This is a genomic window from Paraburkholderia phymatum STM815 (assembly GCF_000020045.1).
Lineage (GTDB): Bacteria > Pseudomonadota > Gammaproteobacteria > Burkholderiales > Burkholderiaceae > Paraburkholderia > Paraburkholderia phymatum.
Map to the genome: position 1 here is coordinate 433,670 of NC_010625.1, position 21,713 is coordinate 455,382.

A 21,713-nucleotide genomic window follows, 5' to 3' on the forward strand; every position below is an offset into this window, starting at 1 on the left:
GGAGAATCACGATGAAGATCATGACCTGTCCGGTGAACGGCGCGCGCCCGGTGTCGGAATTCGCATACTGGGGCGAAGTTCGTCCGATGCCCGACCCGTCGACGGCCAGCGACGCGCAATGGGCCGACTACGTGTTCTGCCGCAATGGCGCAGCGGGCGTCAAGCAGGAATGGTGGTGCCACACGCCGAGCAATACGTGGTTCATCGCCGAGCGCGACACCGCGAAAGATCTCGTGCTGCGCACGTGGCTCGCGAGCGGGGAGGCCTGAATGCGTTTGACTCCTCATCGCGGCGAATGGATCGAGCGCAACACGCGCATCGAGTTCTCATACGAAGGCAGGCCATACTCGGGCCTCGCCGGCGACACGATCACCAGCGCACTGTGGGCTTCCGACGTGCGCGTGCTTGGCCGCAGCTTCAAGTATCACCGGCCGCGCGGCGTGCTGTCGCTTGCCAATCACGACGTCAACGTGATGCTTCAGGACGGCCAGCGGCTGAACGTGCGCGCCGACGTGACAGCACTGACGCCGGGCGGCAAGTGGCATTCCGTCAACACGTTCGGCGGTGTCGAGGCGGATCGCGCGCGCATCGTCGGCAAGCTTTCGGCGTTCCTTCCTGTCGGCTTCTATTACAAGGCGTTTTATAGCAAGCGCTGGTTCCCGCGCTGGGAACGCATGTTCCGCGCGATGACGGGCCTCGGCACGGTCGATTTCAATGCGCCGCATATCCGCACGCCGAAGCGCTACGGCTTTTGCGACGTGCTCGTGATCGGCGCAGGGCCGTCGGGCCTGTCGGCGGCGCTGGCGGCCGCGCAAGCGGGTGCGGATGTCGTCGTCGTCGACGAGAACGCACGCGTCGGCGGCAGCGGCGGCTATCAGCTGGGCGGCGACGAGCAGCGCTTCGACGTGAGCCGCACGCTGGAAACGCACGTGCTCGGGCATCCGCGCATCCGCGTGATGACGAACACGCTCGCGGCAGCCTATTACGCCGATCTGTGGGTGCCGCTGGTGGACTCGACGCGCATCACCAAGATGCGCGCGAAAGCGGTGATCGTCGCGAGCGGCGCGTTCGAGCAGCCCGCCGTGTTTCGCAACAACGATCTGCCGGGCGTGATGCTGGCGTCGGCGGCGCAACGGCTTGCTTATCGCTATGCCGTCGCGCCCGGCAAGCGCGCGGTGGTGCTGGCCGCGAATGCCGACGGCTATCGCGCGGCGCTCGACATGCTCGCGCGCGGCATCGAAGTAGTGGCCGTGGTGGATTTGCGCGCGTCGCATGCGAGCGGCGATATCGAACGCGAGCTCAGGACGAAGGGCGTCGATGTAATGGCATCGAGCTGCGTCGTCGAGGCCGTAGCGGACAAAACAGGCGGACGGCTGACGGGCGTGCGCGTCGGTGCCTTCTCGACACAAAGCAGCTTGCGCGATTCGACGGCAAACACGCGTCTGATCGAATGCGACACGCTGCTGATGAGCGTCGGCTGGGCACCTGCTGCGAATCTGCTGTATCAGGCGGGCACGAAAATGCAGTTCGATCACGCGGTAGAACAGTTCGTGCCCGAGCAATTGCCGCCCGGCGTGTTCGCTTGCGGCCGCGTGAATGGCGTGTACACGCTCGGCCACAAGCTGCAGGACGGCGAGCGCGCCGGCCTGCAGGCCGCGGCGCACTGCGGTTTCGGCGACGGCAGGACGGCGGGCGCGATGCAGGCGCGAATCGCGGAACACGAATCGCCGTCGCATCCGTGGCCGATCGTCGGCCATGCGTCGGGCAAGAACTTCGTCGATTTCGACGAAGACCTGCAGCTGAAGGATTTCGAAAATGCCGTGCAGGAAGGCTTCGACAACATCGAACTGCTGAAGCGTTTCTCGACCAACGGCATGGGTCCGAGCCAGGGCAAGCACTCGAACATGAACGGCTTGCGCGTTCTTGCGCGGCTGACGGGCAAGGAGCCTCAGCAAGTCGGCACGACGACGGCGCGGCCATTCTTCCACCCCGTGCCGATGTCGCATCTCGCCGGACGCGGCTTCAATCCGGAACGGCGCACGCCGCTTCATGCGCAGCATCAGTTGCTCAATGCAGTGTGGATGGCGGCTGGCGTCTGGCAGCGTCCGGAGTATTACGCCGTCGCGGGCAAGGCGCGGGCGGCCTGCATCGAAGAAGAAGCGCTCGCCGTGCGCAACGGCGTGGGCATCATCGATGTCGGCACACTCGGCAAGATCGAAGTGCGCGGACCGCAGGCCGCCGAGTTTCTCGAACGCGTGTACGTGTCGAAGTACGCGGGGTTGAAAGCGGGCATGACGCGCTACGCCGTGATGTGCGACGAGTCCGGTGTCGTGATCGACGACGGCGTGATCGCGCGTCTCGCCGACGACCACTTCTATTTCACGACCACGACCTCGGGTGCGGCTGCCATCTATCGCGAGCTGTCCCGCCTCAACACGATCTGGCAGCTCGACTGCGGCATCGTCAACGTGACGGGCGCGTTCGCAGCCGTGAATCTCGCCGGGCCGGCGTCGCGCGCGGTGCTCAGCAAGCTCGTCGATCTCGATCTGTCGTCGGCGGCCTTCCCTTATCTGGGCGTGCGCGTGACGGGCGTCACGCTCGGTCAGAACCGCGTGCCTGCGCGTCTGATGCGAGTGGGTTTCGTCGGCGAATGGGGCTACGAAATCCACATCCCGGCCGACTATGGCGCGGCCCTCTGGCGCGCGCTGCTCGAAACGGGCAACCCATATGGCGTGCGTCCGTTCGGCGTCGAAGCGCAGCGTCTGCTGCGGCTGGAAAAAGGTCACGTGATCGTGAGCCAGGACACGGACGGCCTGACGACGCCGCGCGACGCGGGCATGGCATGGGCCGTGAAGATGGACAAGCCGTTTTTCGTCGGCAAGCGCAGTTTGCAGATCATCGATCAGACGCCGGCCAAGCAGTGTCTCGTCGGCTTCGCGCTCGATGCGGGCGTGCGCGACAGCAGTCTGCGCGAGTGTCATCTGGTGATCGAACGCGGCGAGATTGCGGGGCGGGTCACGAGCGTCGCGTGGAGCGCGACTCTGCAAAAGACCATTGGGCTCGCGTTTGTGCGGCCGTCTCAAGCTGAGCCCGGCACGCGCATCACATTCCGTGCGAACGGCGGCCGCATGGTGTCCGCGACCGTCGTGCCGACACCGTTCTATGACCCTGAGAGCGAGCGTCAGAAAGACGCCGTAACGATAACAGCAGCTGCGCCGAGGAAGGAGACAGCATGAACGCACCACTTCGAATGAGCCCGATGTGCGATGCATGGAAATCGCCCGGCCTGCGCTCGAGCGTGCGAGAAGGCATGCGCGTCGAGGAACAGGTCGATGCTGCCGACACCGTGCGTGCGGCGACGCTCGGCATTGCCGACGTGTCGTTCCTGCCGCGAACCGGCTTCAAGGGCAAGGGCGCGGCGGCATGGCTGCAGGCACAGGAAATCCCCGTGCCGGAGCAGCCGAACAGCTGGGCCCCGCTTGCGGGCGGCGGCGTGGTCCTGCGGCTCGGCCTCTCCGAGTACCTGATCGAAGACGGCCTGACGCAAGGCAGTTCGGCCAGGATGGCTCACCTGGACACGCCCGTGCATGTTTATCCCGTGCTGCATCAGGACGTCGCGCTCGTGTTGTGCGGCGACGCCGTGCACGAGCTGCTGCTGCAAACCTGCAATGTCAATTTCGCCGCCCTCGATCCGGCGGGCCGGCCAGTCGTGCTGACTTCGATGGCGGGCGTCGCCGTCACCGTCATGCCGGGCGTCCGGGCGGGTAGGCCTTACTACCGGATATGGGCCGACGGCACCTACGGCCTGTATCTGTGGGAAAGCCTTGCCGGCATCGCTCGCGAGCTGGGTGGCGGCCCTGTCGGGGTCGCCGCGATCACGGAGATCGACTAGCCGGCAATCCGGCAGCGAGCAAGTAGTCGACGCGGGCGCGATGACGGGCCGGCGTTTTTCGAAACCCTGGACTTATCACGTTTGAGGACATTGACATGACCCCCGAAGACGCCCGGAAGTTTCTTAAAGACAACGAGGTGAAGTACATCCTCGCGCAATTCGTCGACATTCACGGAGTCGCGAAGACGAAGTCCGTGCCTGCCGCACACCTCGACAGCATCCTCACGGCAGGCGCCGGTTTCGCGGGCTTCGCGGTGTGGGGGCTCGGTATCGATCCGCAAGGGCCCGACTTCATGGCCGTCGGCGATATCAATACCCTGCAACTGGTGCCCTGGCAGCCGGGCTACGCGCGCATTGTCTGCGACGGGCATGTGAAGCGCGAGCCCTGGCCGTTCGAAAGCCGTGTGACGCTGAAGAAGCAGGTCAGCCGCCTCGAAGATCGAGGCTGGATTCTGAACACGGGTCTTGAGCCGGAATTCTCGCTGCTGCGCAAGGGCGCCGATGGCGGGATCGTGCCGTGCGATCACACCGATGCGCTGCCGAAGCCGTGCTACGACTACAAGGGGCTGTCGCGTTCGCGCGTGTTCCTCGAAAAGCTGACCGATGCGCTGATCAAGGCGGGCATCGACGTCTATCAGATCGACCATGAAGACGCGAACGGCCAGTTCGAAATCAACTACACGTACACCGATTGCCTGAAGTCCTGCGATCACTATGTGTTCTTCAAGATGGCGGCGGCGGAGATCGCGAACGAACTGGGTCTCGTCTGCTCGTTCATGCCGAAGCCTTTCGCGAATCGTCCCGGCAATGGCATGCACATGCACATGTCGATATCCGACGGCAAGAAGAACCTGTTCGCCGACGATCATGACGAGACCGGCCTCGGTCTGTCGAAGCTCGCCTATCACTGGACGGCGGGCATTCTCAAGCACGCGGCCGCGCTCACCGCCATCTGCGCGCCGACCGTCAATTCGTACAAGCGGCTCGTGGTCGGGCGTTCGCTGACGGGGGCGACGTGGGCGCCCGCGTATGTCAGCTACGGCGACAACAACCGCTCGTCGATGGTGCGCATTCCGGGTGGACGGATCGAGTTGCGCCTGCCTGATGCGGCGTGCAACGCGTACCTCGCGACGGCGGCCGTGATCGCGGCGGGCCTCGATGGTGTCGAGAACCGGCTGGAGCCCGGCAAGCCGTGTAACGCCAATCTCTACGAGATGTCGCCCGAACAGCTCAAGGAGAACGGCATCAGCATCCTGCCGCAAAACCTGGAAGCCGCATTGTGCGCGCTCGAACGCGACGAAGTGATGCTCGAAGCGCTCGGACCGGCGGGCGGCGAATTTCTTCGTCTGAAGCACATGGAGTGGATCGAGTACATGCGCCATGTGTCGGACTGGGAACAGAAGACCTACCTCGAATTTTTCTGATCGAGAAACCGAACAGCTTTCCGCTTGACTATGAGCGCGAGGAGATAACGATGTGTGGAATTGTCGGACTACTCGTCAAGAAGCCGGCGTTGCGTGAACGGCTCGGCGAATTGATGGTGCCCATGCTGCTGGGCATGACGGAGCGCGGCCCCGACTCGGCCGGCCTTGCGGTGTTCACGGAACCCGTCGCCGACGGCGTGCGCAAGATCAGCCTTTACTCGGGCCTGACGGAAGAGGGCGCCGACTTCAACTGGCAAGGCCTGGTGCATGAACTGAACCAGCATCTCGGCGCGAAGGCGTCGGTGCAGGTCAGGGACAATCACGCGGTGCTGAGCGTGGCCATCGACGCCGAGACGGTCAAGCACTGGATTCGCGAAACGCATCCGGGGCTGCACGTGCTGTCGACGGGCCGCATGATCGACCTCTACAAGGACACAGGCACGCCCGGCCAGGTCGCGGACCGCTACGCGTTCAGCGGCCTGACGGGCACGCATCTGGTCGGCCATACGCGCATGGCGACGGAATCTGCCGTGACGCCCGATCGCGCGCATCCGTTCACGGCAGGCGAAGACTTTTGCCTCGTGCACAACGGCTCGCTGTCGAATCCGAACGGTGTGCGGCGCATGCTGGAGCCGCATGGCATCCGCTTCGATACCGACAACGACACGGAAGCCGCGTGCCGCTTTCTCGAATACCGGCTGCGCGAAGGCGACGATCTTGAAGTCGCGCTGCAAAAGGGCTTCGAGCAGCTCGACGGTTTCTACACGTTCCTGATGGGGACGCCCGACAAGCTCGCGCTGATCCGCGATCCGTTCGCCTGCAAGCCCGCCGTGGTGGCGGAGACGGACGATCTCGTCGCGATCGCATCCGAGTTCCGCTCGCTCGCGCACCTGCCCGACATCAAGCATGCGCGCGTTTTCGAACCCGCTCCCGAGGAGATGTACGTATGGACAGTGTGAACTTCGACCTGGCGTCTGCCTCGGTGACGGACGTGAACGGCTTCCTGCATCGAGAGGCCGCGAAAGCGGGCACGCGCCGCGTGCTGATCTCGAATCCCGACGGTGCGCACAACATCGCGGTGGGCATCGATTGTCCCATCGAAGTCGAGATCGACGGTCATGCCGGCTATTACGCCGCCGGCATGAACAAGGAGGCGAAAGTGACCATCTCGGGCAGCGCCAGCACGGGCGTGGCCGAGAACATGATGAGCGGCCGCGTGCACGTGAAGGGCTTCGCATCCAACGCGGCGGGCGCGTCGGCGCACGGCGGGCTGCTCGTCATCGAAGGCGATGCGGGCCTGCGCTGCGGCATCTCGCTCAAGGGCGCCGACATCGTCGTGAAGGGATCGGTCGGCAGCTTCTCGGCGTTCATGGCGCAGGCAGGCCGGATCGTGATTTGCGGCGATGCCGGCGATGCGCTCGGCGATTCGCTATACGAGGCGGTGATCTATGTGCGCGGCAAGGTCAAGTCGCTCGGCGCCGATGCGCGCGAAGAGCCGATGCAGCCCGCCGACGTGGAAGCCGTCGCGCAGTTGCTGCGCGCGGCGGGCCCGGCCTTTGCGGAGATCGATCCCAAGGAATTCAGGCGCGTTGCATCGGCCCGCTCGCTGTATCACTGGAATGCCGACGCGAATCAGGAATATTGAACCGGGGACCCCGCCATGGAAATCAAGCCCGTACACATGAAACACATCGCCACCGAAGAGTCCTGGGGCTTCGACCGCAAGACGATCGACTATATCCAGAACGCCGCGGCACACGGACTGTATGAAATCCGTGGCCTCGGTGCAAAGCGGCGCGTGCCGCATTTCGACGACTTGCTGTTTCTCGGCGCCTCGCTGTCGCGCTATCCGCTCGAGGGATACCGCGAAAAATGCGTGACGAAGACCGTGCTCGGCACGCGCTTCGCGAAGAAGCCGATCGAACTCGCGATTCCCATCACCGTCGCGGGCATGAGCTTCGGCGCGTTGTCGGCGAACGTGAAGGAGTCACTCGGCCGTGCGGCCACGGAACTCGGCACGTCGACCACGACGGGCGACGGCGGCATGACGCAGGAAGAGCGGCGTTCGTCGAAGACGCTGGTCTATCAGTGCCTGCCGTCGCGCTACGGCTTCAATCCCGATGACGTGCGCAAGGCCGACGCGATCGAAGTCGTGATCGGACAGGGCGCGAAGCCGGGCGGCGGCGGCATGCTGCTCGGCCAGAAGATCTCGCCGCGCGTCGCGAAGATGCGCACGCTGCCCGAAGGGATCGACCAGCGCTCGGCCTCGCGCCATCCCGACTGGACGGGCCCCGACGATCTGCAGATCAAGATTCTCGAACTCCGCGAGATGACAGACTGGCAGACGCCGATTTACGTGAAGGTCGGCGCGACGCGCACGTTCAACGACGTGAAGCTCGCGGTGCATGCGGGCGCGGACGTGATCGTAGTCGACGGCATGCAGGGCGGCACGGCGGCGACGCAGACCTGCTTCATCGAGAACGTCGGCATTCCGACGCTCGCCGCGCTTCGTCAGGCCGTCGATGCCCTTGAAGACCTGAACATGAAAGGCCAGGTGCAGCTGATCATTTCGGGCGGCATCCGCAGCGGCGCCGACGTCGCGAAGGCGCTGGCAATGGGCGCCGATGCCGTGGCCATCGGCCAGGGCGTGCTGGTGTCGCTGGGCTGCAATAGCGGCTCGTACATCGAGAACGGCCAGCACGTGTCCGCGCTCGACGACTACGCGCGCCTCGGCACTGCACCGGGCTTCTGCCACCACTGCCATACGGGCAAGTGCCCCGTCGGCATCACGACACAGGACGCGGTGCTGCAGGAGCGTCTGAAGCCCGAAGTCGGCGCGCAGCGTCTGAAGAACTACCTGAAGACGGTGAACATGGAGCTGACGACAATCGCGCGCGCGTGCGGCAAGCAGAACGTCCACCATCTGGAGCCGGAGGACCTCGTGGCGCTCACGGTCGAAGCGGCTGCAATGGCGCGCGTGCCGCTCGCCGGGACCAACTGGATTCCTGGCTTGAACGGCGCACGATGACAGCGCAACTGATCGATGGCCGACATCTCGCGCGGCGTCTGCGCGCGCGCTTTCGCGAGCGCGTGGCAGCGCTGTCCGCGCGCGGTGTCGTGCCGGGTCTCGCCGTGGTGCTGGTCGGCGACAATCCCGCGTCGGAACTGTATGTCGCGAACAAGGTGAAAGCCTGCGCGGACTGCGGCGTGCGCTCGTTCATGCACCGCTTTCATATGGACTGCCGCGAGACGGAACTGCTCGACCGCATCGCCGCGCTCAACGTCGAGCGCGGCACGCACGGCATTCTGGTGCAACTGCCGTTGCCGCCGCAGATCAATGCGCGCCGCGTGCTGGAGAGCATCGTCGTCGACAAGGACGTGGACGGTTTCCATCTGTACAACGTCGGTGCACTGGTGGTCGGCAATTCGATTTTTCCGCCTTGCACGCCGTATGGGGTTCAGCTTCTGCTGGAAACCACGGGCATCGACGTGGCGGGCAAGAACGTCGTGGTGGTGGGCGCGAGCAATATCGTCGGCAAGCCGATGGCGCTGATGCTGCTGCAAAGGGAGGCGACCGTCACCGTGTGTCACGTGAAGACGCGGGACCTCGCGCAGCACACGATCCATGCCGACATCCTTGTCGTCGCCGCGGGCAAGCCGGGGCTCATCAAGGCGGAGATGGTGAAGGAAGGCGCGATCGTGATCGATGTCGGTATCAATCGCATGGCGGATGGGCGTATTGTTGGCGATGTCGATTTCGAACCCGTGCGCGAGCGGGCGTCGTGGATCACGCCGGTGCCCGGCGGCGTCGGGCCGATGACGGTCACGATGCTGATCGAAAACACACTGCGCTCGGCCGAGCGTTTTGCCGACGGGGAAGCGTTTCATCCGCCGCAGCCTTTCTGGCAGGTGCCGGCAGGCTAGGGCAAGCATCGTTGCAGGAGACCTTCGATGGCTGACGATACACGCAACGCACTCGAAACCGCTGCGCAACTTGCGCTGGCGTTCCATGACGCGCGCGGGTCGCGTCCGACTGGTCCGGTGGCGAGTTTCGGCGAACTGCACGCGGCATTCGGCGGCCCGACGCCGGAGCAGGGCGAGCCTGCCAGTGCCGTGATCGCGCGGCTCGCGGCCATCGCGCAGCCCGGCTTGCTGGGCACGGCGGGGCCGCGCTTCTTCGGCTGGGTTGCGGGCGGCTCGCATCCTGCGGGCGTCGCGGCGGACTGGCTCACGAGCGTCTGGGGGCAGAATGCCGCCACTTACCACGGTGCCCCCGCCGCCGCCGTCGCCGAGCAGGTGGTGGCGCAATGGCTCCTCGATCTGCTGGATTTGCCGCGCAGTTGTTCGGTCGGCTTCACGACGGGCGCGACGATGAGCAACTTCGTGTGCCTTGCCGCCGCCCGCGACGCCGTGCTGCGCCGTGCGGGCTGGGACGTCGAAGCCGACGGCCTGTGCGGCGCGCCGCGCATTTCCGTCTATGTCGGCGAAGGCGTGCACGCAAGCGTGCGTGCCGCGTTGCGCTATCTCGGCATCGGCGAGCGTTCCGTGATCGAGGTCGCCGCCGACGAAGCGGGGCGCATGCAGCCGTCCGCATTGCGCGACGCAGTCGCGCGGCACGATGGACCGCTGATCGTCATTGCGCAGGCGGGCCACATGATGACGGGCGCGTTCGATTCCGTCGGCGAGATCGCCGCGTGCGCGCACGAGCATGGCGGATGGGTTCATGTCGATGCTGCGTTCGGCCTGTGGGCGCGAGCATGCCCCGAGCGCATGCATCTCGCGGCGGGCATCGAACACGCCGACTCGTGGGCGGCCGACGCCCATAAATGGCTGCAGGCGCCGTACGACACGGGCTGCGCATTCGTGCGCGACGCCGACGCGCACCGGCGCGCGATGTCGATTCGCGCGAGCTATCTGCCGCAAGCCGAAGATGGCGCTCGCGACCCGGCGCACTACACGCCGGAGCTCTCGCGGCGTGCGCGGGGCTTTTCGCTGTGGGCACTGGTGCGCACGCTCGGACGCGAAGGGATCGCGGCGATGATCGCACGGCATTGCGCGCTGGCGTGCCGTATCGCGCGCCGGCTTGCACGCGGGCCGGGCGTCGCGCTGCTCAACGAAGTCGAGTTGAACCAGCTGATCGTGCGTTTCGGTTCGGCCTACGATGGCTCGCTCGCCGACGAACTGACGTTGCGCACAGTCCAGCGCATTCAGGCTCAGGGCGTATGCGATGTGCGCGAGGCTGTGTGGCAGGGGCGCACGGTGATGCGCCTGTCGGTCATTTCATGGGCGACGACGGAGCGCGATGCGGATTGCGCCGCCGATGCGATCCTGTCGGTGTGGGATCAGGTGCATGGCGAGTATCTGTGTCAGGAGCGCGAGGCGATGGCGCTGGCGTTGGGTTGATCGCGGCGCTACCGCTTCTTTGCCTGGCCAGGTGAGAGCGGCATAGGGCGGCCCACGGGCCGCCCTTCGCATGCCCGCTATCTGTTATTCCCGATTGCATCCGCGGTCGCGAGCAGCGCCTCGGCCATACGGATGCTCGCGGCGTCGATCAGCCGGCCATCCAGCGAAACCGCGCCTTTGCCTTCCTTCGCGGCTTGAGCCATCGCGTCCATGATGCGGCGTGCCTTCGTGACTTCGGCTTCAGCGGGCGTGAACACCCGATTGGCGAGCTCGATCTGCGACGGGTGGATCGCCCATTTGCCCTCATAGCCCAGCACAGCGGCGCGGCGCGCGGCGGCGTCGTAGCCATCGGGGTCGCTGAAATCGCCGAACGGGCCGTCGATGGGACGTAGCCCATACGCGCGGCACGCTACCATCATCCGCGTTTGCGCAGCGTGCCATTGGTCTGCCCAGAAGTAGTCGCGCTCGCCGCGCTCGTTCTTGTCAGTGAGCACGCCGTAGTCGCGATTGACGCCGCCGATCACCGTCGTGCGCGCGCGCGTCGATGCCGCGTAGTCCGCGACGCCGAACGACATCGCCTCCAGACGGCGGCTCGACTGCGCGATGCGCTCGACGTTCGCCATGCCGAGCGCGGTTTCGATCAGCACTTCGAAGCCGATCTTCTTCGTGCGCCGGCGCGCGGCTTCGATCTGTGTGACGAGCATGTCGACGGCATACACGTCCGCGGCCACGCCGACCTTCGGAATCAGGATCATGTCCAGACGCGGGCAAGCTTCGACGATATCGACGACGTCGCGATACATGTAGTGCGTATCGAGACCGTTGATGCGAACCATCATCGTCTTGGTGCCCCAGTCAATCTCGTTGAGTCCCTCGACGATGTTCTTGCGCGCCTGCTCCTTGTCGTCCGGCGCGACGGCGTCTTCGCAGTCGAGAAAGACGATGTCGGCAGCCGAGCGCGCGGCCTTCTCGAACATCGCGGTATTCGAGCCGGGCACGGCCAGCTCGGAACGATGCAGCCGCGCTTTGGCCTGCTCGATGACAGTGAAGCTCATATGCGTTCTCCTGTAGGCAATCTTTGAAGGTTTCGGCGATGGGCACTCAGCCCGTCGCGCCGAATCCCGATGCAATGCAGTTGATGGACAGCAGCAGCGGCACCTGGTACGCGCGCCGCTGCCGTTCCGTTTGCGCCGAACGGTAGAGGCGAAGCAGTTCGATCTGCTGGCGGCTGATCAGGTCGATGGCTGGCAACCGGCGCTGCAGACGGGCACTGAACTTCGGAAAGCGCGTGCCCGGCCCAGGCGAACCCGTGACGGCCTGCACCATCTTCAAGGTCAGCCTGTATTCGGCTTCGATCTGCGTAAAGATGGTGTCGCGTATCTGCTCGTCGGGAACGAGGTTCGCGTATTCGCGCGCGATCTCCAGGTTGACCTGCGCGAGCGTCTTCTCGACTTCGTCGATGACGAGCCTGAAGAGCCGCGATTCCTGGAACATGCGCCGCAGCAGATCGAGTCCGCGTTCCTGCCGCACGCAGAGAAATCCGTCGATCGCGCTGCCGACGCCATACCAGCCGGTCAGCGCATGACGGTTCTGCGCCCATGCGAAAACCCACGGAATCGCGCGCAGGTCCTGCAGACTCTTCGCGCCGAACCGGCGGGCAGGGCGCGAGCCCATGTTGAGCATCGACAGTTCTTCGAGCGGGCTCGCCGCCTGGAAATACGCGAGCATGCCCGGCTGTTCGATGAATTTTGCGTACGCGGCCCGCGACGCGCCCGACAACGCTTCCATCGCCTCGTCGAATTCGCCCTTGGGCTGTAATGCGTCTTCGCGTTCGGACTTGAGCGTATGTTCGAGCACGCTCGACGCCAGCAACTCGACGTGATACTGCGCCGTGCCGCGATTCGCGTACTTGAACGACACCACTTCGCCCTGTTCGGTCACGCGAAAACGTCCGTTGACGGAACCGGCGGGCAATGCGGCGATGGCGCGGCCGGCAGCGATGCCGCCGCGGCTCACGGAGCCGCCGCGTCCGTGAAAGAACGCGATGGCGACGCCCAGTTCGTCGCCGAGCCGCCGGATCTTCGTCTGCGCCTTCGACAGCTCCCAGTTGCTCGCGAAGAATCCGCCGTCCTTGTTCGAATCGGAATAGCCGATCATGATTTCCTGCACGCCGCCTTGCGCCCGGATGCTGCGGCGGACCATCGGCACGGCCAGCAGTTCGCGCAGGATGTCGGGCGCGCGGCGCAGGTCGTCGATGGTTTCGAGCAGCGGCACGACGGGCAGCGTGCAGCTTTCCGTGCCCGCCGCGTCGGAAAAGAGACCGGCTTCCTTCGCGAGCAGATAGACGCCGAGCACGTCGCTCGCGCGATGCGTCATGCTGAGAATAAACGCGCCGAATGCGTTGCGATCCACCTGCTGACGCATCGCCCGAACAGTGCGGAAAATCTGCAGCGTCTGGGCTTCGTCGGGCGGCAAAGACTGGAACCGGCGCTCGCGTTCGGCTTCGCTGTCCGAAGGCTGGGCCAGTTCGCCCAGCAGCCACGCCTTCCATTCGGGCGAGTCGCTCGCGGGCGGCGCTCCCGACGTGCCGCAGGTCGCGCGCCACAAGCCGTGCAGCGCCTGCTCGATGACGGTCGTGTTCTGACGCAGATCGAGCTGCACGGTGCTGAAGCGAAACGTCTCCACTTCATGCCGTAACGGGCGGATCAACATGCGCGCGAGCTGGCCGCTTTCCGTCGCGAGCAGCGTCTGTTCGATGACGAGCAGGTCGGCAGCCAGTTCGTCGGCACTGGTGTAGCCGCCCTGCACGGGTGCGCCGTCGCCGGGACGGCTCGCGTTGGCGAGCGACGCGTCGAGCCGGCGCAGGATGCAGGTCAGGTATTGGCGAAATAGTTCGCCCGGATTGCGCGACGCAATCGACGCCGGTTCGCCGCTCGCCATCAGCGCGCGCGCGAGCGCCTCGTGGAAACTGTCCGGCACGGGCAGCGCCTCGGATGTGATGCTTAGCGTCTGCGCCAGTTCGACCAGACGCAGCCGGTAACGCTTCAGGCACGCAAGCCGGTTCTCATGCAGAGTGGCGCGCGTGACGCTGTCGTCGACGAATGGATTGCCGTCGCGGTCGCCGCCTATCCACGACCCGAACTGGAAAAAGCGCGGCATGTCGAAGCGCTCGCCCGGATAGTGGCGCTCGAGCGCGCTCTCCAGCTTGTCGAATAGCAGCGGCACGGCCTCGAACAGCGTCTCGCCGAAAAAGTGCAGCCCCCACGCTACCTCCTGCGCGACCGTGGGCTTTTCGAGCCGCAGTTCGCCGCTCATCCACAAGAGCTCGATGTCGTTTCTCAACGCGAGCACGAGCGTGTGCCGTTCGCGCGGCGTCCAGCGAGGCGATTCGAGTTCCATCAGACGCCGGTAAATGCGCCGGTGGATTTCGAGCACGGTGACGCGTTTCGCTTCCGTCGGGTGCGCCGTCAGCACGGGCCGCACTTTCATATGGCCCAGCACGTCGCGCACTTCGCTGGCGGGGACGCCCGCTTGCGCGACTTCGGCGATCACCCGCGCGAACGAATCGGGCAGCCTGTCGTAGCCGCCTTCGATCTCGATCTCGCGGCGCCGGCGCATCGCGGTGCTCTGTTCCGCAATGCTGAGCAGCTGGAACCACATGCCCTGCGCCTGCAGCATGCGCCGCAGCACGACGCGCGCGGTGCGGTCATCCATCCGCTCGCGCATCAGCTCGCTCATCGATTCGTGCGCGGCCTCGCCGCGCAGCGTGCGTTCCACTTCGGGCTGGCGGGCGCGTGCGATGTCGCGCAGCAGTTCCGACAGCAGCTCGATCACAGCGTGTTCGTATTCATCCGCACTGAGCGCGGGCAGTGACGCCGACGCGGCGGCGAGCTTGTGCAGCCCGTCGACGGCGGTGTGGCTGCCCGCATGGAGAGGGCGCACAGCCTCGACGCGCGGCGAGTCGGGCTGTGTGTCGATGCCGTAGCCCCAGTCAGGCAACGCGGCGCGCGACATGGCTTTCAAGCACGGAGGCAACGGTTGCGCCCAGCTCGGACGCGCTGGGCGCAACCGAGAGGCCGTAGGACTGCATGATCTGCGCTTTCTCGGCCGCGCTGTCTCCCGCCGCCGAAATGATCGCGCCCGCATGCCCCATGCGCCGTCCTTTGGGCGCAGTGAGACCGGCCACATAGCCGACGACGGGCTTCGTCATATGCTCGCTGACCCACCTGGCGGCTTCGGCTTCCTGCGGGCCGCCGATCTCACCGATCATCACTACGGCTTCCGTGTCGGGGTCCTGCTCGAACAGCTTCAGATGATCGAGGAACGAGCTGCCGTTGATAGGATCGCCGCCGATGCCCACGCTCGTCGTCACGCCAAGACCGAGCGCATTGAGTTGCGCGGCTGCTTCGTAACCGAGTGTGCCCGAGCGCGACACGATGCCGATATTGCCGCGCCGGTAGATATGGCCCGGCATGATGCCGAGCATCGCGCGTCCGGCGCTGATGATGCCCGCGCAGTTCGGGCCGACCACCATCGTGCGCGCTTCCTTCGGATAGCGCAGCAGGTAGCGCTTCACGCGCATCATGTCCTGAGCGGGAATGCCGTCGGTGATCACACAGACCAGTTTCAGACCGGCGTCGGCGGCTTCCATGATGGCGTCTGCGCAGTAGGGCGGCGGTACGAACACGAGGCTCGCGGTGGCGCCCGTCTCGCGCGCGGCGTCTTTCACCGTGTCGAAGACGGGACGCTCGAGGTGATGCTTGCCGCCCTTGCCGGGCGTCACGCCGCCCACCACGTTGGTGCCGTAGGCAATCATCTCTTTCGCGTGAAACGAGGCCTTGTCGCCCGTGAAGCCCTGCACGATGACGCGAGTGGTTTCGTCGATCAGGATGCTCATGTCCGTTCTCCTTATCGGTGGTTGCCGGCGAGGCGCGCGCGGTGCGCCTTGGACGCCTCGACGGCCTTTTGCGCCGCTTCCAGCAGCGATTCGGCCGCGATGATGGGCAGGCCGCTTTCGTTGATGATGCGCCGTCCCTCCTCGACATTCGTGCCGGCGAGCCGCACGACGAGCGGCACTCTCAGGCCGCGCGCGGCCTGCACGACACCCTCCGCGACCCAGTCGCAGCGGTTGATGCCGGCGAAGATGTTGACGAGCACGGCCGATACGTTCTGGTCCGACAGCACGAGACGGAACGCAGCCGCCACGCGTTCGGGCGAGGCGCCGCCGCCGACATCGAGAAAGTTGGCGGGCTCGCCGCCCGCGTATTTGATGGTGTCCATCGTGGCCATCGCGAGGCCGGCGCCGTTGATGATGCAGCCGATATCGCCATCTAGCCCGACATAGTTCAGGCCGAACTGCGCGGCTTCCGCTTCGCGCGGATCTTCCTGCGCGGCGTCGCGCATCTCCGCTACGTGCGGATGGCGGAACAGGCCGTTGTCGTCGAACGAGATCTTGGCGTCGAGCGCGATCACGCGGTCGTCCGTCGTGACGACGAGCGGGTTGATCTCGACCATCGTCGCGTCGAGATCGCGAAACGCACGGTACGCGCCCATGATCGTGGAGACGGCGCGGCTCACCTGCTTGATGCTCAGGCCCAGACCGAAGGCGATTTCGCGCGCCTGGAAGGGCTGCAGGCCGACGGCGGGTTCGACCACGATCTGATGCACGGCCTCGGGATTCGTGTGCACGATGTCCTCGATGTCCATGCCGCCCTGCGCGGATGCGATCACGCGCACGCGTTCCGCTTTCCGGTCGAGCACGATGCCGAGATAGATTTCGCGATCGAACTTCTCCGCGACCTCTACGTACACACGCTCGACGACCTTGCCTTCCGGTCCCGTCTGCGTCGTCACGAGGTGCTTGCCGAACAGCGATGTCGCCGCTTCGTGCACATCGTGATAGGTCTCGCACAGCTTGATGCCGCCCGCCTTGCCACGCGCGCCCGAGTGGATCTGAGCCTTGACGGCCCAGTGCCAGCCGCCGAGCTCCGTTGCGCAGTACACCGCCTGATCCGGCGTGTAGGCGACCGCGCCGCGCTGGATCGGCACGCCAAAGCCGGCCAGCAGGTCTTTGGCCTGATACTCGTGAATGTCCATTCGATGTCTCCTTGGTATTGCGTAGGTTTTTCGCGTGAATCGTCGACCGTCACATCACGAGATTGCGAGGCTCGCCGCGCGCGAATGCCTCGATGTTCTCGATCAGCTGGTCGGCGAGCGACTGCATGGCGTCGTTGGACGCCCACGCAACGTGCGGGGTCAGGATGAAGTTGGGCAGATCGAGTTCGAGCAGCGGATTGCCCGCGACGGGCGGCTCCTGGCTCAGCACGTCGAAGCCCGCGCCGGCGATCAGGCCTTCCTTCAGCGCCGCCGCCAGCGACGCTTCGCACACGAGCCCGCCGCGCGCCGTGTTGATCAGCAGGCAACTGGGCTTCATCATGCGCAACTGGTCGAGGCCGATCAGGTTGCGTGTCGCGGGCGTGAGCGGTGCATGCAGCGAGATCACGTCGGAGGTGCGCAGCAGCGTGTCGAGCGGCACGTAGTCGGCGGCGGGCACGCGCGTGCGCTGCGAGTCATGCTCCGCGAAAATCACGCGCATGCCGAAGCCGCGTGCGATCTGCGCCGTGCCCTGGCCCAGCGCGCCGCCGCCGATGATGCCGAGCGTCGCGCCATGCAGATCGCTGATCGGGTGATCGAAGAAGCAGAACTGCCGCGCCTGTTGCCAGCGTCCGCGCTGCACGTCGCTGCGATAGGCGAGCAGGTTGCGCCGCAATGCAAGCATCAGCGCGAACGTGTGCTCCGGGACCGTGTGCGTCGCGTAGCCGCGAATGTTCGCGACGGCGATCCCGCGCTCGCGGCAGTACGCAGTGTCGACGCAGTCGTAGCCCGTCGCCGCCACCGCGATCATTCTTATCGACGGATGCCGGTCGAGCACATTGGCCCTCAGCGGCACCTTGTTCGTGATAGCGATGGTCGCGCCGTCGAGCCGCTGCTCGACCTCGTGCGCGGAGGTCGACGCATACTGGACCCAGTGGTGGTCGAACGCGGGGCGCCGCACATCGGCGTTCAGCGTCGAACGGTCGAGAAAGACGATTTCATGTTGCATGGTGTCGTGGGTGCCATGAAGTGAGCGGGAAGCGCGCGGTCCGATGCGCGTGCATCGGATACGGCTCTCAGGCAGCGGCGACGCGGCGCGGCGCAGGGTTGGCAGCCGGTTGCACGCTCGCGTGGTCCGCCTGTGCGCCCGGCGTGTGCGTGCGCCAGTACTGGCCAGCCGCGCCGACGCCGCTGCCCGGACGCACGTCGATGCCGGCGTCGAGCATCGCCATTTCCGCGCCCGCGATCGCGCTCATCAGCATCAGTTCGTTCAGGTCGCCGAGATGGCCGATGCGGAACACCTTGCCCGCGACCTTCGAAAGCCCCGCGCCGAGCGCGAGGTTGTAGCGGCGATACGCGGTGTCGATCACCTGCGCGGCGTTGACGCCTTCCGGCACGACGATCGCGGACACGGTATCCGAATGCCACCTGGGCGCCTTTGCACACAGTTCCAGTCCCCAGCCTTCCGTGACGGCGGCACGCACGCCCGCCGCGAGATAGTGATGGCGCGCGAAGACGTTCTCGAGCCCTTCCTCGAACAGCAGGTCGAGCGCGGCGCGCAACCCGTAGAGCAGCGACAGCGCGGGCGTGTACGGGAAGTAGCCGGTGGCGTTGGTGCGCACCATGTCGGCGAGGTCGAAGTAGCAGCGGCGCGATTTCGCGTGGCTAATGGCCTTCAGCGCCTTCTGGCTCACGCACAGGATGCCGAGACCCGCCGGCAGCATCAGGCCTTTCTGCGAACCCGTCACCGCGAGATCGACGCCCCATTCGTCCATGCGGAAATCGATGCAGCCGATCGAACTCACCCCGTCGACGAACAGCAAGGCTGGGTGACGCGCGTCGTCCATCGCGCGGCGCAGCGCGCCGATATCGCTCGTCACGCCCGTTGCCGTTTCGTTGTGGCAGGCGAGGATGCCCTTGATCGTGTGCTGGCCGTCCGCCTTGAGAATCTCCGCGATCCGCTCGACGGGCACGCCTTCGCCCCAATCGACATCGAGAATTTCCACATCGAAGCCCAGCCGCTGCGCCATATCGGCCCACAGATGGCTGAACTGGCCGAAGCGCGGCACCAGCACGCGGTCGCCGGGCGACAGCGTGTTGGTCAGCGCCGCTTCCCATGCGCCCGTGCCCGACGACGGGAAGATGAACGGCTGGCCTTCCGCCGTCCGGTAGATCTTCTTCAGGTCGGACAGCAGACCATGCGCGAGCTCGGGGAATTTCGTCGAACGGTGGTCTTCCATTGATACGACCATCGCGCGCAGTACTGCGTCGGGAACGTTCGTCGGGCCGGGGACGGCGAGGATATTGCGTCCGGCGATGCGCGAGCCTGAAGTGTTCGACATGGTTTGTCTCCTTGATTGATGGGCTTGAGAAGTCGCTCGAAAGTTGTCAATGCGCGCCGTCGCCGGCGGCTGCACGGCCGTCGCGCGGTGCGTCGTCGCGCAGCGCGTCGGGTGCGTCGCGATACACCGGGAACCTGGCGGTCAGCGCGAGTACGGCGTCGGCAGTGCGGCGGATCACCAGATCGTTTCCGGGCGCGTCGAGCACGTCGGCAATCAGATGCGCGAGCTGTTCCGCTTCGGCTTCGCGCAGGCCGCGCGTCGTGATAGCGGGCGAACCGATGCGCACGCCGCTCGTCACGAAGGGCTTTTGCGGATCGTTCGGAATCGCGTTCTTGTTGACCGTGATGAACGCGCGGCCGAGCGCGGCTTCCGCTTCCTTGCCCGTCACGTTCTTCGCGCGCAGATCGACGAGGAACACGTGCGAGTCGGTGCGCCCCGACACGATCCGCAGGCCGCGCTGCTGGAGCGTCTGCGCAATGGTGCGGGCGTTGACGAGCACCTGTTGCTGGTACTGGCGGAATTCGTCCGTCATTGCTTCGCGCAGCGCCGCCGCCTTGCCCGCGATCACATGCATCAACGGGCCGCCCTGGATGCCGGGAAAGATCGTCGAATCGATCGCCTTCGCGGTTTCGGCGCGCGAAAGGATCAGGCCGCCGCGCGGACCGCGCAGCGTCTTGTGCGTGGTGGTGGTGACGTAATCGGCGATACCGACCGGGCTCGGGTAAAGGCCGGCCGCGACGAGACCGGCGTAGTGCGCCATATCGACGAGCAGCGTCGCGCCGACGCTGTCGGCAATCGCACGAAAACGCTGCCAGTCGATCACGAGCGAATACGCTGACGCGCCCGCGACGATCATGCGCGGCCGGTGTTGCTCCGCGAGCCGTTGGGCTGTGTCGTAGTCGATTTCTTCCGTTTCGGCATCGAGGCCATACGACACCGCGTTGAACAGCTTGCCGCTCACGTTCACGGACGCGCCGTGCGTGAGGTGCCCCCCATGCGCGAGCGACATGCCGAGAATCGTATCGCCCGGTGTGAGCGCGGACAGATACACGGCCTGATTCGCCTGCGATCCCGAATGCGGCTGCACATTCGCATGATCGGCGTTGAACAGCTGCTTCGCGCGATCGATCGCGAGCTGCTCGACGACGTCGACGTGTTCACATCCGCCGTAGTAGCGCTTGCCGGGATAGCCTTCCGCGTACTTGTTCGTAAGCTGCGAACCCTGTGCTTCGAGCACGGCGGGCGACGTATAGTTTTCGGATGCGATGAGTTCGATGTGATCCTGCTGGCGCTGCGTTTCTGCCGCGATTGCATGCTGCAGTTCCGGATCGGTAACGGCGAGCGTGTTTTTGTAGCTGAACATGGATGAACCTCTCTTGTGTGGACGGGACAGGGCAGACGTGTTGCGCATCCCCTTCGCATTCCTGTTGAAACGATGGTAGTGGCGTGCCGCGAGAAAGACTCATTCGGGTTACTTATCCGACCCATAACCACGCGTGCGAGCCTTGCCGGACGGACGTGAAGCCTCGCGGAGTACCCCTTCATGGGCATTGCGGGCGTAGCCCCGGCTGGTAGAGTTGAGACGTGAAATCGAGCGGTGATGGTTGCGTTCAAGGATAGGGAGCGAGATGCTGCATCTGACTTTGCGTCAGTTGCGCGTGTTCGAAGCGAGCGCGCGCCACCTGAGTTTTTCGCGTGCTGCGCAAGAGCTTCATCTGACGCAACCCGGCGTGTCGTCGCAACTGAAGCAGCTCGAGACCAGTATCGGCATGCCGCTCTTCGAGCAGGTCGGGCGGCGTGTCTTCCTGACGGCTGCGGGCAAGGAGCTATACAGCCATACTCGGCTGCTTCAGCAACAGTTGTCCGTGCTCGAAACGTCGCTCGACCAGTTGCGCGACATGAAGCAGGGCAAGCTGAAGGTGTCGCTGGTGAGCGGCACGGCCAATCCGCTTGCGCTTCAGTTGATCGCGAAGTTCACGCGTGCGTTTCCCGGCGTGCGGGTGAGTCTTTCTGTCGGCAACAGGGAGTGCGTGCTGAACGAACTGGCAAGCAACGAGACCGATCTCGCCATCATGGGGTTGCCGCCAGAAGGCCAAGGTCTCGCTGCCGTACGCGTGGCAAGAAATCCGCTCGTGATGATCGCGCCGCCCGATCACGCGCTCGTGCGCGAGCGCCGCATCGCGCTCGACATGCTGGAGCGAGAGACGTTTCTCGTGCGAGAGTCGGGTTCCGGCACGCGCCGCGCGATGGAGCGTTTCTTCGCCGAGCACCGCGTCAGTTTTCGACCCGGCATGGAAGTGAGCAGCAACGAGGCGATCAAATGGGCGGTGCAGGCGGGCATGGGACTGTCAGTCGTTCCCCTCGCGACGATCATGGCCGAACTCGAAACGCTGCGGCTCAAGGTGCTCGACGTCGAGCATTTGCCCATCGTGCGGTATCTGTATGTGGTGCATCGCGAGAGCAAGCAGCTTTCGACGGCAGCCTCCGCGTTCAGGGACAGCCTCGTGAGCGGCGCGCACGAAGCGGGCGAGCGGGTGGCGATGGAGGTTTAATCAAGGT

General features: G+C 65.4%; 17 protein-coding genes. 10 read left to right on the forward strand and 7 right to left on the reverse strand.

Annotated features, from left to right (window positions below; genetic code table 11):
• Positions 1 to 11 precede the first annotated feature (11 nt).
• The 9 genes from BPHY_RS29570 to BPHY_RS29610 all read left to right on the forward strand — a co-directional run bounded on the left by BPHY_RS29570 (position 12) and on the right by BPHY_RS29610 (position 10,719).
• Positions 12 to 269 (forward strand): sarcosine oxidase subunit delta, encoded by a 258-nt coding sequence (locus BPHY_RS29570; RefSeq protein WP_012405139.1) that lies wholly within the window; start codon positions 12 to 14, stop codon positions 267 to 269.
• A complete protein-coding gene (locus BPHY_RS29575) occupies positions 270 to 3,236 on the forward strand; it encodes a glycine cleavage T C-terminal barrel domain-containing protein (RefSeq protein WP_012405140.1) in 2,967 nt (988 codons plus the stop codon).
• Positions 3,233 to 3,892: a hypothetical protein gene (locus tag BPHY_RS29580; protein ID WP_012405141.1), complete on the forward strand. Its 660-nt coding sequence runs from the start codon at positions 3,233 to 3,235 to the stop codon at positions 3,890 to 3,892. The genes BPHY_RS29575 and BPHY_RS29580 overlap by 4 nt, the downstream gene beginning before the upstream one ends.
• Positions 3,893 to 3,987: 95 nt before the next feature.
• On the forward strand, positions 3,988 to 5,316 hold the full coding sequence (gene glnT / locus BPHY_RS29585) for a type III glutamate--ammonia ligase (protein WP_012405142.1): 1,329 nt from the start codon (positions 3,988 to 3,990) through the stop codon (positions 5,314 to 5,316).
• A gap of 50 nt (positions 5,317 to 5,366) precedes the next feature.
• Positions 5,367 to 6,275, forward strand: coding sequence for a class II glutamine amidotransferase domain-containing protein (locus BPHY_RS29590; protein WP_012405143.1), 909 nt, complete (start codon positions 5,367 to 5,369; stop codon positions 6,273 to 6,275).
• Positions 6,263 to 6,961: a GltB/FmdC/FwdC-like GXGXG domain-containing protein gene (locus BPHY_RS29595; protein WP_012405144.1), complete on the forward strand. Its 699-nt coding sequence runs from the start codon at positions 6,263 to 6,265 to the stop codon at positions 6,959 to 6,961. Before BPHY_RS29590 ends, BPHY_RS29595 begins: the two co-directional genes overlap by 13 nt.
• Positions 6,962 to 6,976: 15 nt before the next feature.
• Positions 6,977 to 8,344, forward strand: coding sequence for an FMN-binding glutamate synthase family protein (locus tag BPHY_RS29600; RefSeq protein ID WP_012405145.1), 1,368 nt, complete (start codon positions 6,977 to 6,979; stop codon positions 8,342 to 8,344).
• Positions 8,341 to 9,240, forward strand: coding sequence for a bifunctional methylenetetrahydrofolate dehydrogenase/methenyltetrahydrofolate cyclohydrolase FolD (folD, locus tag BPHY_RS29605; protein ID WP_012405146.1), 900 nt, complete (start codon positions 8,341 to 8,343; stop codon positions 9,238 to 9,240). Before BPHY_RS29600 ends, folD begins: the two co-directional genes overlap by 4 nt.
• 27 nt (positions 9,241 to 9,267) lie before the next feature.
• On the forward strand, positions 9,268 to 10,719 hold the full coding sequence (locus BPHY_RS29610) for a pyridoxal phosphate-dependent decarboxylase family protein (RefSeq protein ID WP_012405147.1): 1,452 nt from the start codon (positions 9,268 to 9,270) through the stop codon (positions 10,717 to 10,719).
• A gap of 77 nt (positions 10,720 to 10,796) precedes the next feature.
• On the opposite strand, the gene BPHY_RS29615 is transcribed toward BPHY_RS29610, so the two are convergent.
• From BPHY_RS29615 to glyA, 7 genes are all read right to left on the reverse strand, one after another.
• Entirely contained in the window at positions 10,797 to 11,774 is a 978-nt protein-coding gene (locus BPHY_RS29615; protein ID WP_012405148.1) for an HpcH/HpaI aldolase/citrate lyase family protein, read from the reverse strand.
• Positions 11,775 to 11,820: 46 nt separating this feature from the next.
• On the reverse strand, positions 11,821 to 14,733 hold the full coding sequence (locus tag BPHY_RS29620) for a phosphoenolpyruvate carboxylase (RefSeq protein ID WP_085965132.1): 2,913 nt from the start codon (positions 14,731 to 14,733) through the stop codon (positions 11,821 to 11,823).
• Positions 14,711 to 15,616, reverse strand: a complete 906-nt coding sequence (gene sucD, locus BPHY_RS29625; RefSeq protein ID WP_012405150.1) for a succinate--CoA ligase subunit alpha — start codon at positions 15,614 to 15,616, stop codon at positions 14,711 to 14,713. The genes BPHY_RS29620 and sucD overlap by 23 nt, the downstream gene beginning before the upstream one ends.
• Before the next feature lie 11 nt (positions 15,617 to 15,627).
• Positions 15,628 to 16,815 (reverse strand): malate--CoA ligase subunit beta, encoded by a 1,188-nt coding sequence (locus tag BPHY_RS29630; protein WP_012405151.1) that lies wholly within the window; start codon positions 16,813 to 16,815, stop codon positions 15,628 to 15,630.
• A 49-nt stretch (positions 16,816 to 16,864) separates the two neighbouring features.
• On the reverse strand, positions 16,865 to 17,821 hold the full coding sequence (locus BPHY_RS29635) for a D-2-hydroxyacid dehydrogenase (RefSeq protein ID WP_012405152.1): 957 nt from the start codon (positions 17,819 to 17,821) through the stop codon (positions 16,865 to 16,867).
• Between the two features lie 67 nt (positions 17,822 to 17,888).
• On the reverse strand, positions 17,889 to 19,154 hold the full coding sequence (locus tag BPHY_RS29640) for an aminotransferase class V-fold PLP-dependent enzyme (protein ID WP_012405153.1): 1,266 nt from the start codon (positions 19,152 to 19,154) through the stop codon (positions 17,889 to 17,891).
• 46 nt (positions 19,155 to 19,200) lie between these two features.
• The gene (gene glyA, locus BPHY_RS29645) at positions 19,201 to 20,517 is read right to left on the reverse strand and encodes a serine hydroxymethyltransferase (RefSeq protein ID WP_012405154.1); all 1,317 of its coding nucleotides are present in this window, start codon (positions 20,515 to 20,517) and stop codon (positions 19,201 to 19,203) included.
• A gap of 265 nt (positions 20,518 to 20,782) precedes the next feature.
• Here glyA and BPHY_RS29650 point away from each other — a divergent pair, with 265 nt between their 5' ends.
• Positions 20,783 to 21,706 (forward strand): LysR family transcriptional regulator, encoded by a 924-nt coding sequence (locus BPHY_RS29650; RefSeq protein ID WP_012405155.1) that lies wholly within the window; start codon positions 20,783 to 20,785, stop codon positions 21,704 to 21,706.
• Positions 21,707 to 21,713: the final 7 nt, after the last annotated feature.

Bases quoted from the DNA above. Each gene is read 5' to 3' on its own strand.
- BPHY_RS29570 (WP_012405139.1), top strand. From the start codon at position 12: ATGAAGATCATGACCTGTCCGGTGAACGGCGCGCGCCCGGTGTCGGAA.
- BPHY_RS29575 (WP_012405140.1), top strand. From the start codon at position 270: ATGCGTTTGACTCCTCATCGCGGCGAATGGATCGAGCGCAACACGCGC.
- BPHY_RS29580 (WP_012405141.1), top strand. From the start codon at position 3,233: ATGAACGCACCACTTCGAATGAGCCCGATGTGCGATGCATGGAAATCG.
- glnT (WP_012405142.1), top strand. From the start codon at position 3,988: ATGACCCCCGAAGACGCCCGGAAGTTTCTTAAAGACAACGAGGTGAAG.
- BPHY_RS29590 (WP_012405143.1), top strand. From the start codon at position 5,367: ATGTGTGGAATTGTCGGACTACTCGTCAAGAAGCCGGCGTTGCGTGAA.
- BPHY_RS29595 (WP_012405144.1), top strand. From the start codon at position 6,263: ATGGACAGTGTGAACTTCGACCTGGCGTCTGCCTCGGTGACGGACGTG.
- BPHY_RS29600 (WP_012405145.1), top strand. From the start codon at position 6,977: ATGGAAATCAAGCCCGTACACATGAAACACATCGCCACCGAAGAGTCC.
- folD (WP_012405146.1), top strand. From the start codon at position 8,341: ATGACAGCGCAACTGATCGATGGCCGACATCTCGCGCGGCGTCTGCGC.
- BPHY_RS29610 (WP_012405147.1), top strand. From the start codon at position 9,268: ATGGCTGACGATACACGCAACGCACTCGAAACCGCTGCGCAACTTGCG.
- BPHY_RS29615 (WP_012405148.1), bottom strand. From the start codon at position 11,774: ATGAGCTTCACTGTCATCGAGCAGGCCAAAGCGCGGCTGCATCGTTCC.
- BPHY_RS29620 (WP_085965132.1), bottom strand. From the start codon at position 14,733: ATGTCGCGCGCCGCGTTGCCTGACTGGGGCTACGGCATCGACACACAG.
- sucD (WP_012405150.1), bottom strand. From the start codon at position 15,616: ATGAGCATCCTGATCGACGAAACCACTCGCGTCATCGTGCAGGGCTTC.
- BPHY_RS29630 (WP_012405151.1), bottom strand. From the start codon at position 16,815: ATGGACATTCACGAGTATCAGGCCAAAGACCTGCTGGCCGGCTTTGGC.
- BPHY_RS29635 (WP_012405152.1), bottom strand. From the start codon at position 17,821: ATGCAACATGAAATCGTCTTTCTCGACCGTTCGACGCTGAACGCCGAT.
- BPHY_RS29640 (WP_012405153.1), bottom strand. From the start codon at position 19,154: ATGTCGAACACTTCAGGCTCGCGCATCGCCGGACGCAATATCCTCGCC.
- glyA (WP_012405154.1), bottom strand. From the start codon at position 20,517: ATGTTCAGCTACAAAAACACGCTCGCCGTTACCGATCCGGAACTGCAG.
- BPHY_RS29650 (WP_012405155.1), top strand. From the start codon at position 20,783: ATGCTGCATCTGACTTTGCGTCAGTTGCGCGTGTTCGAAGCGAGCGCG.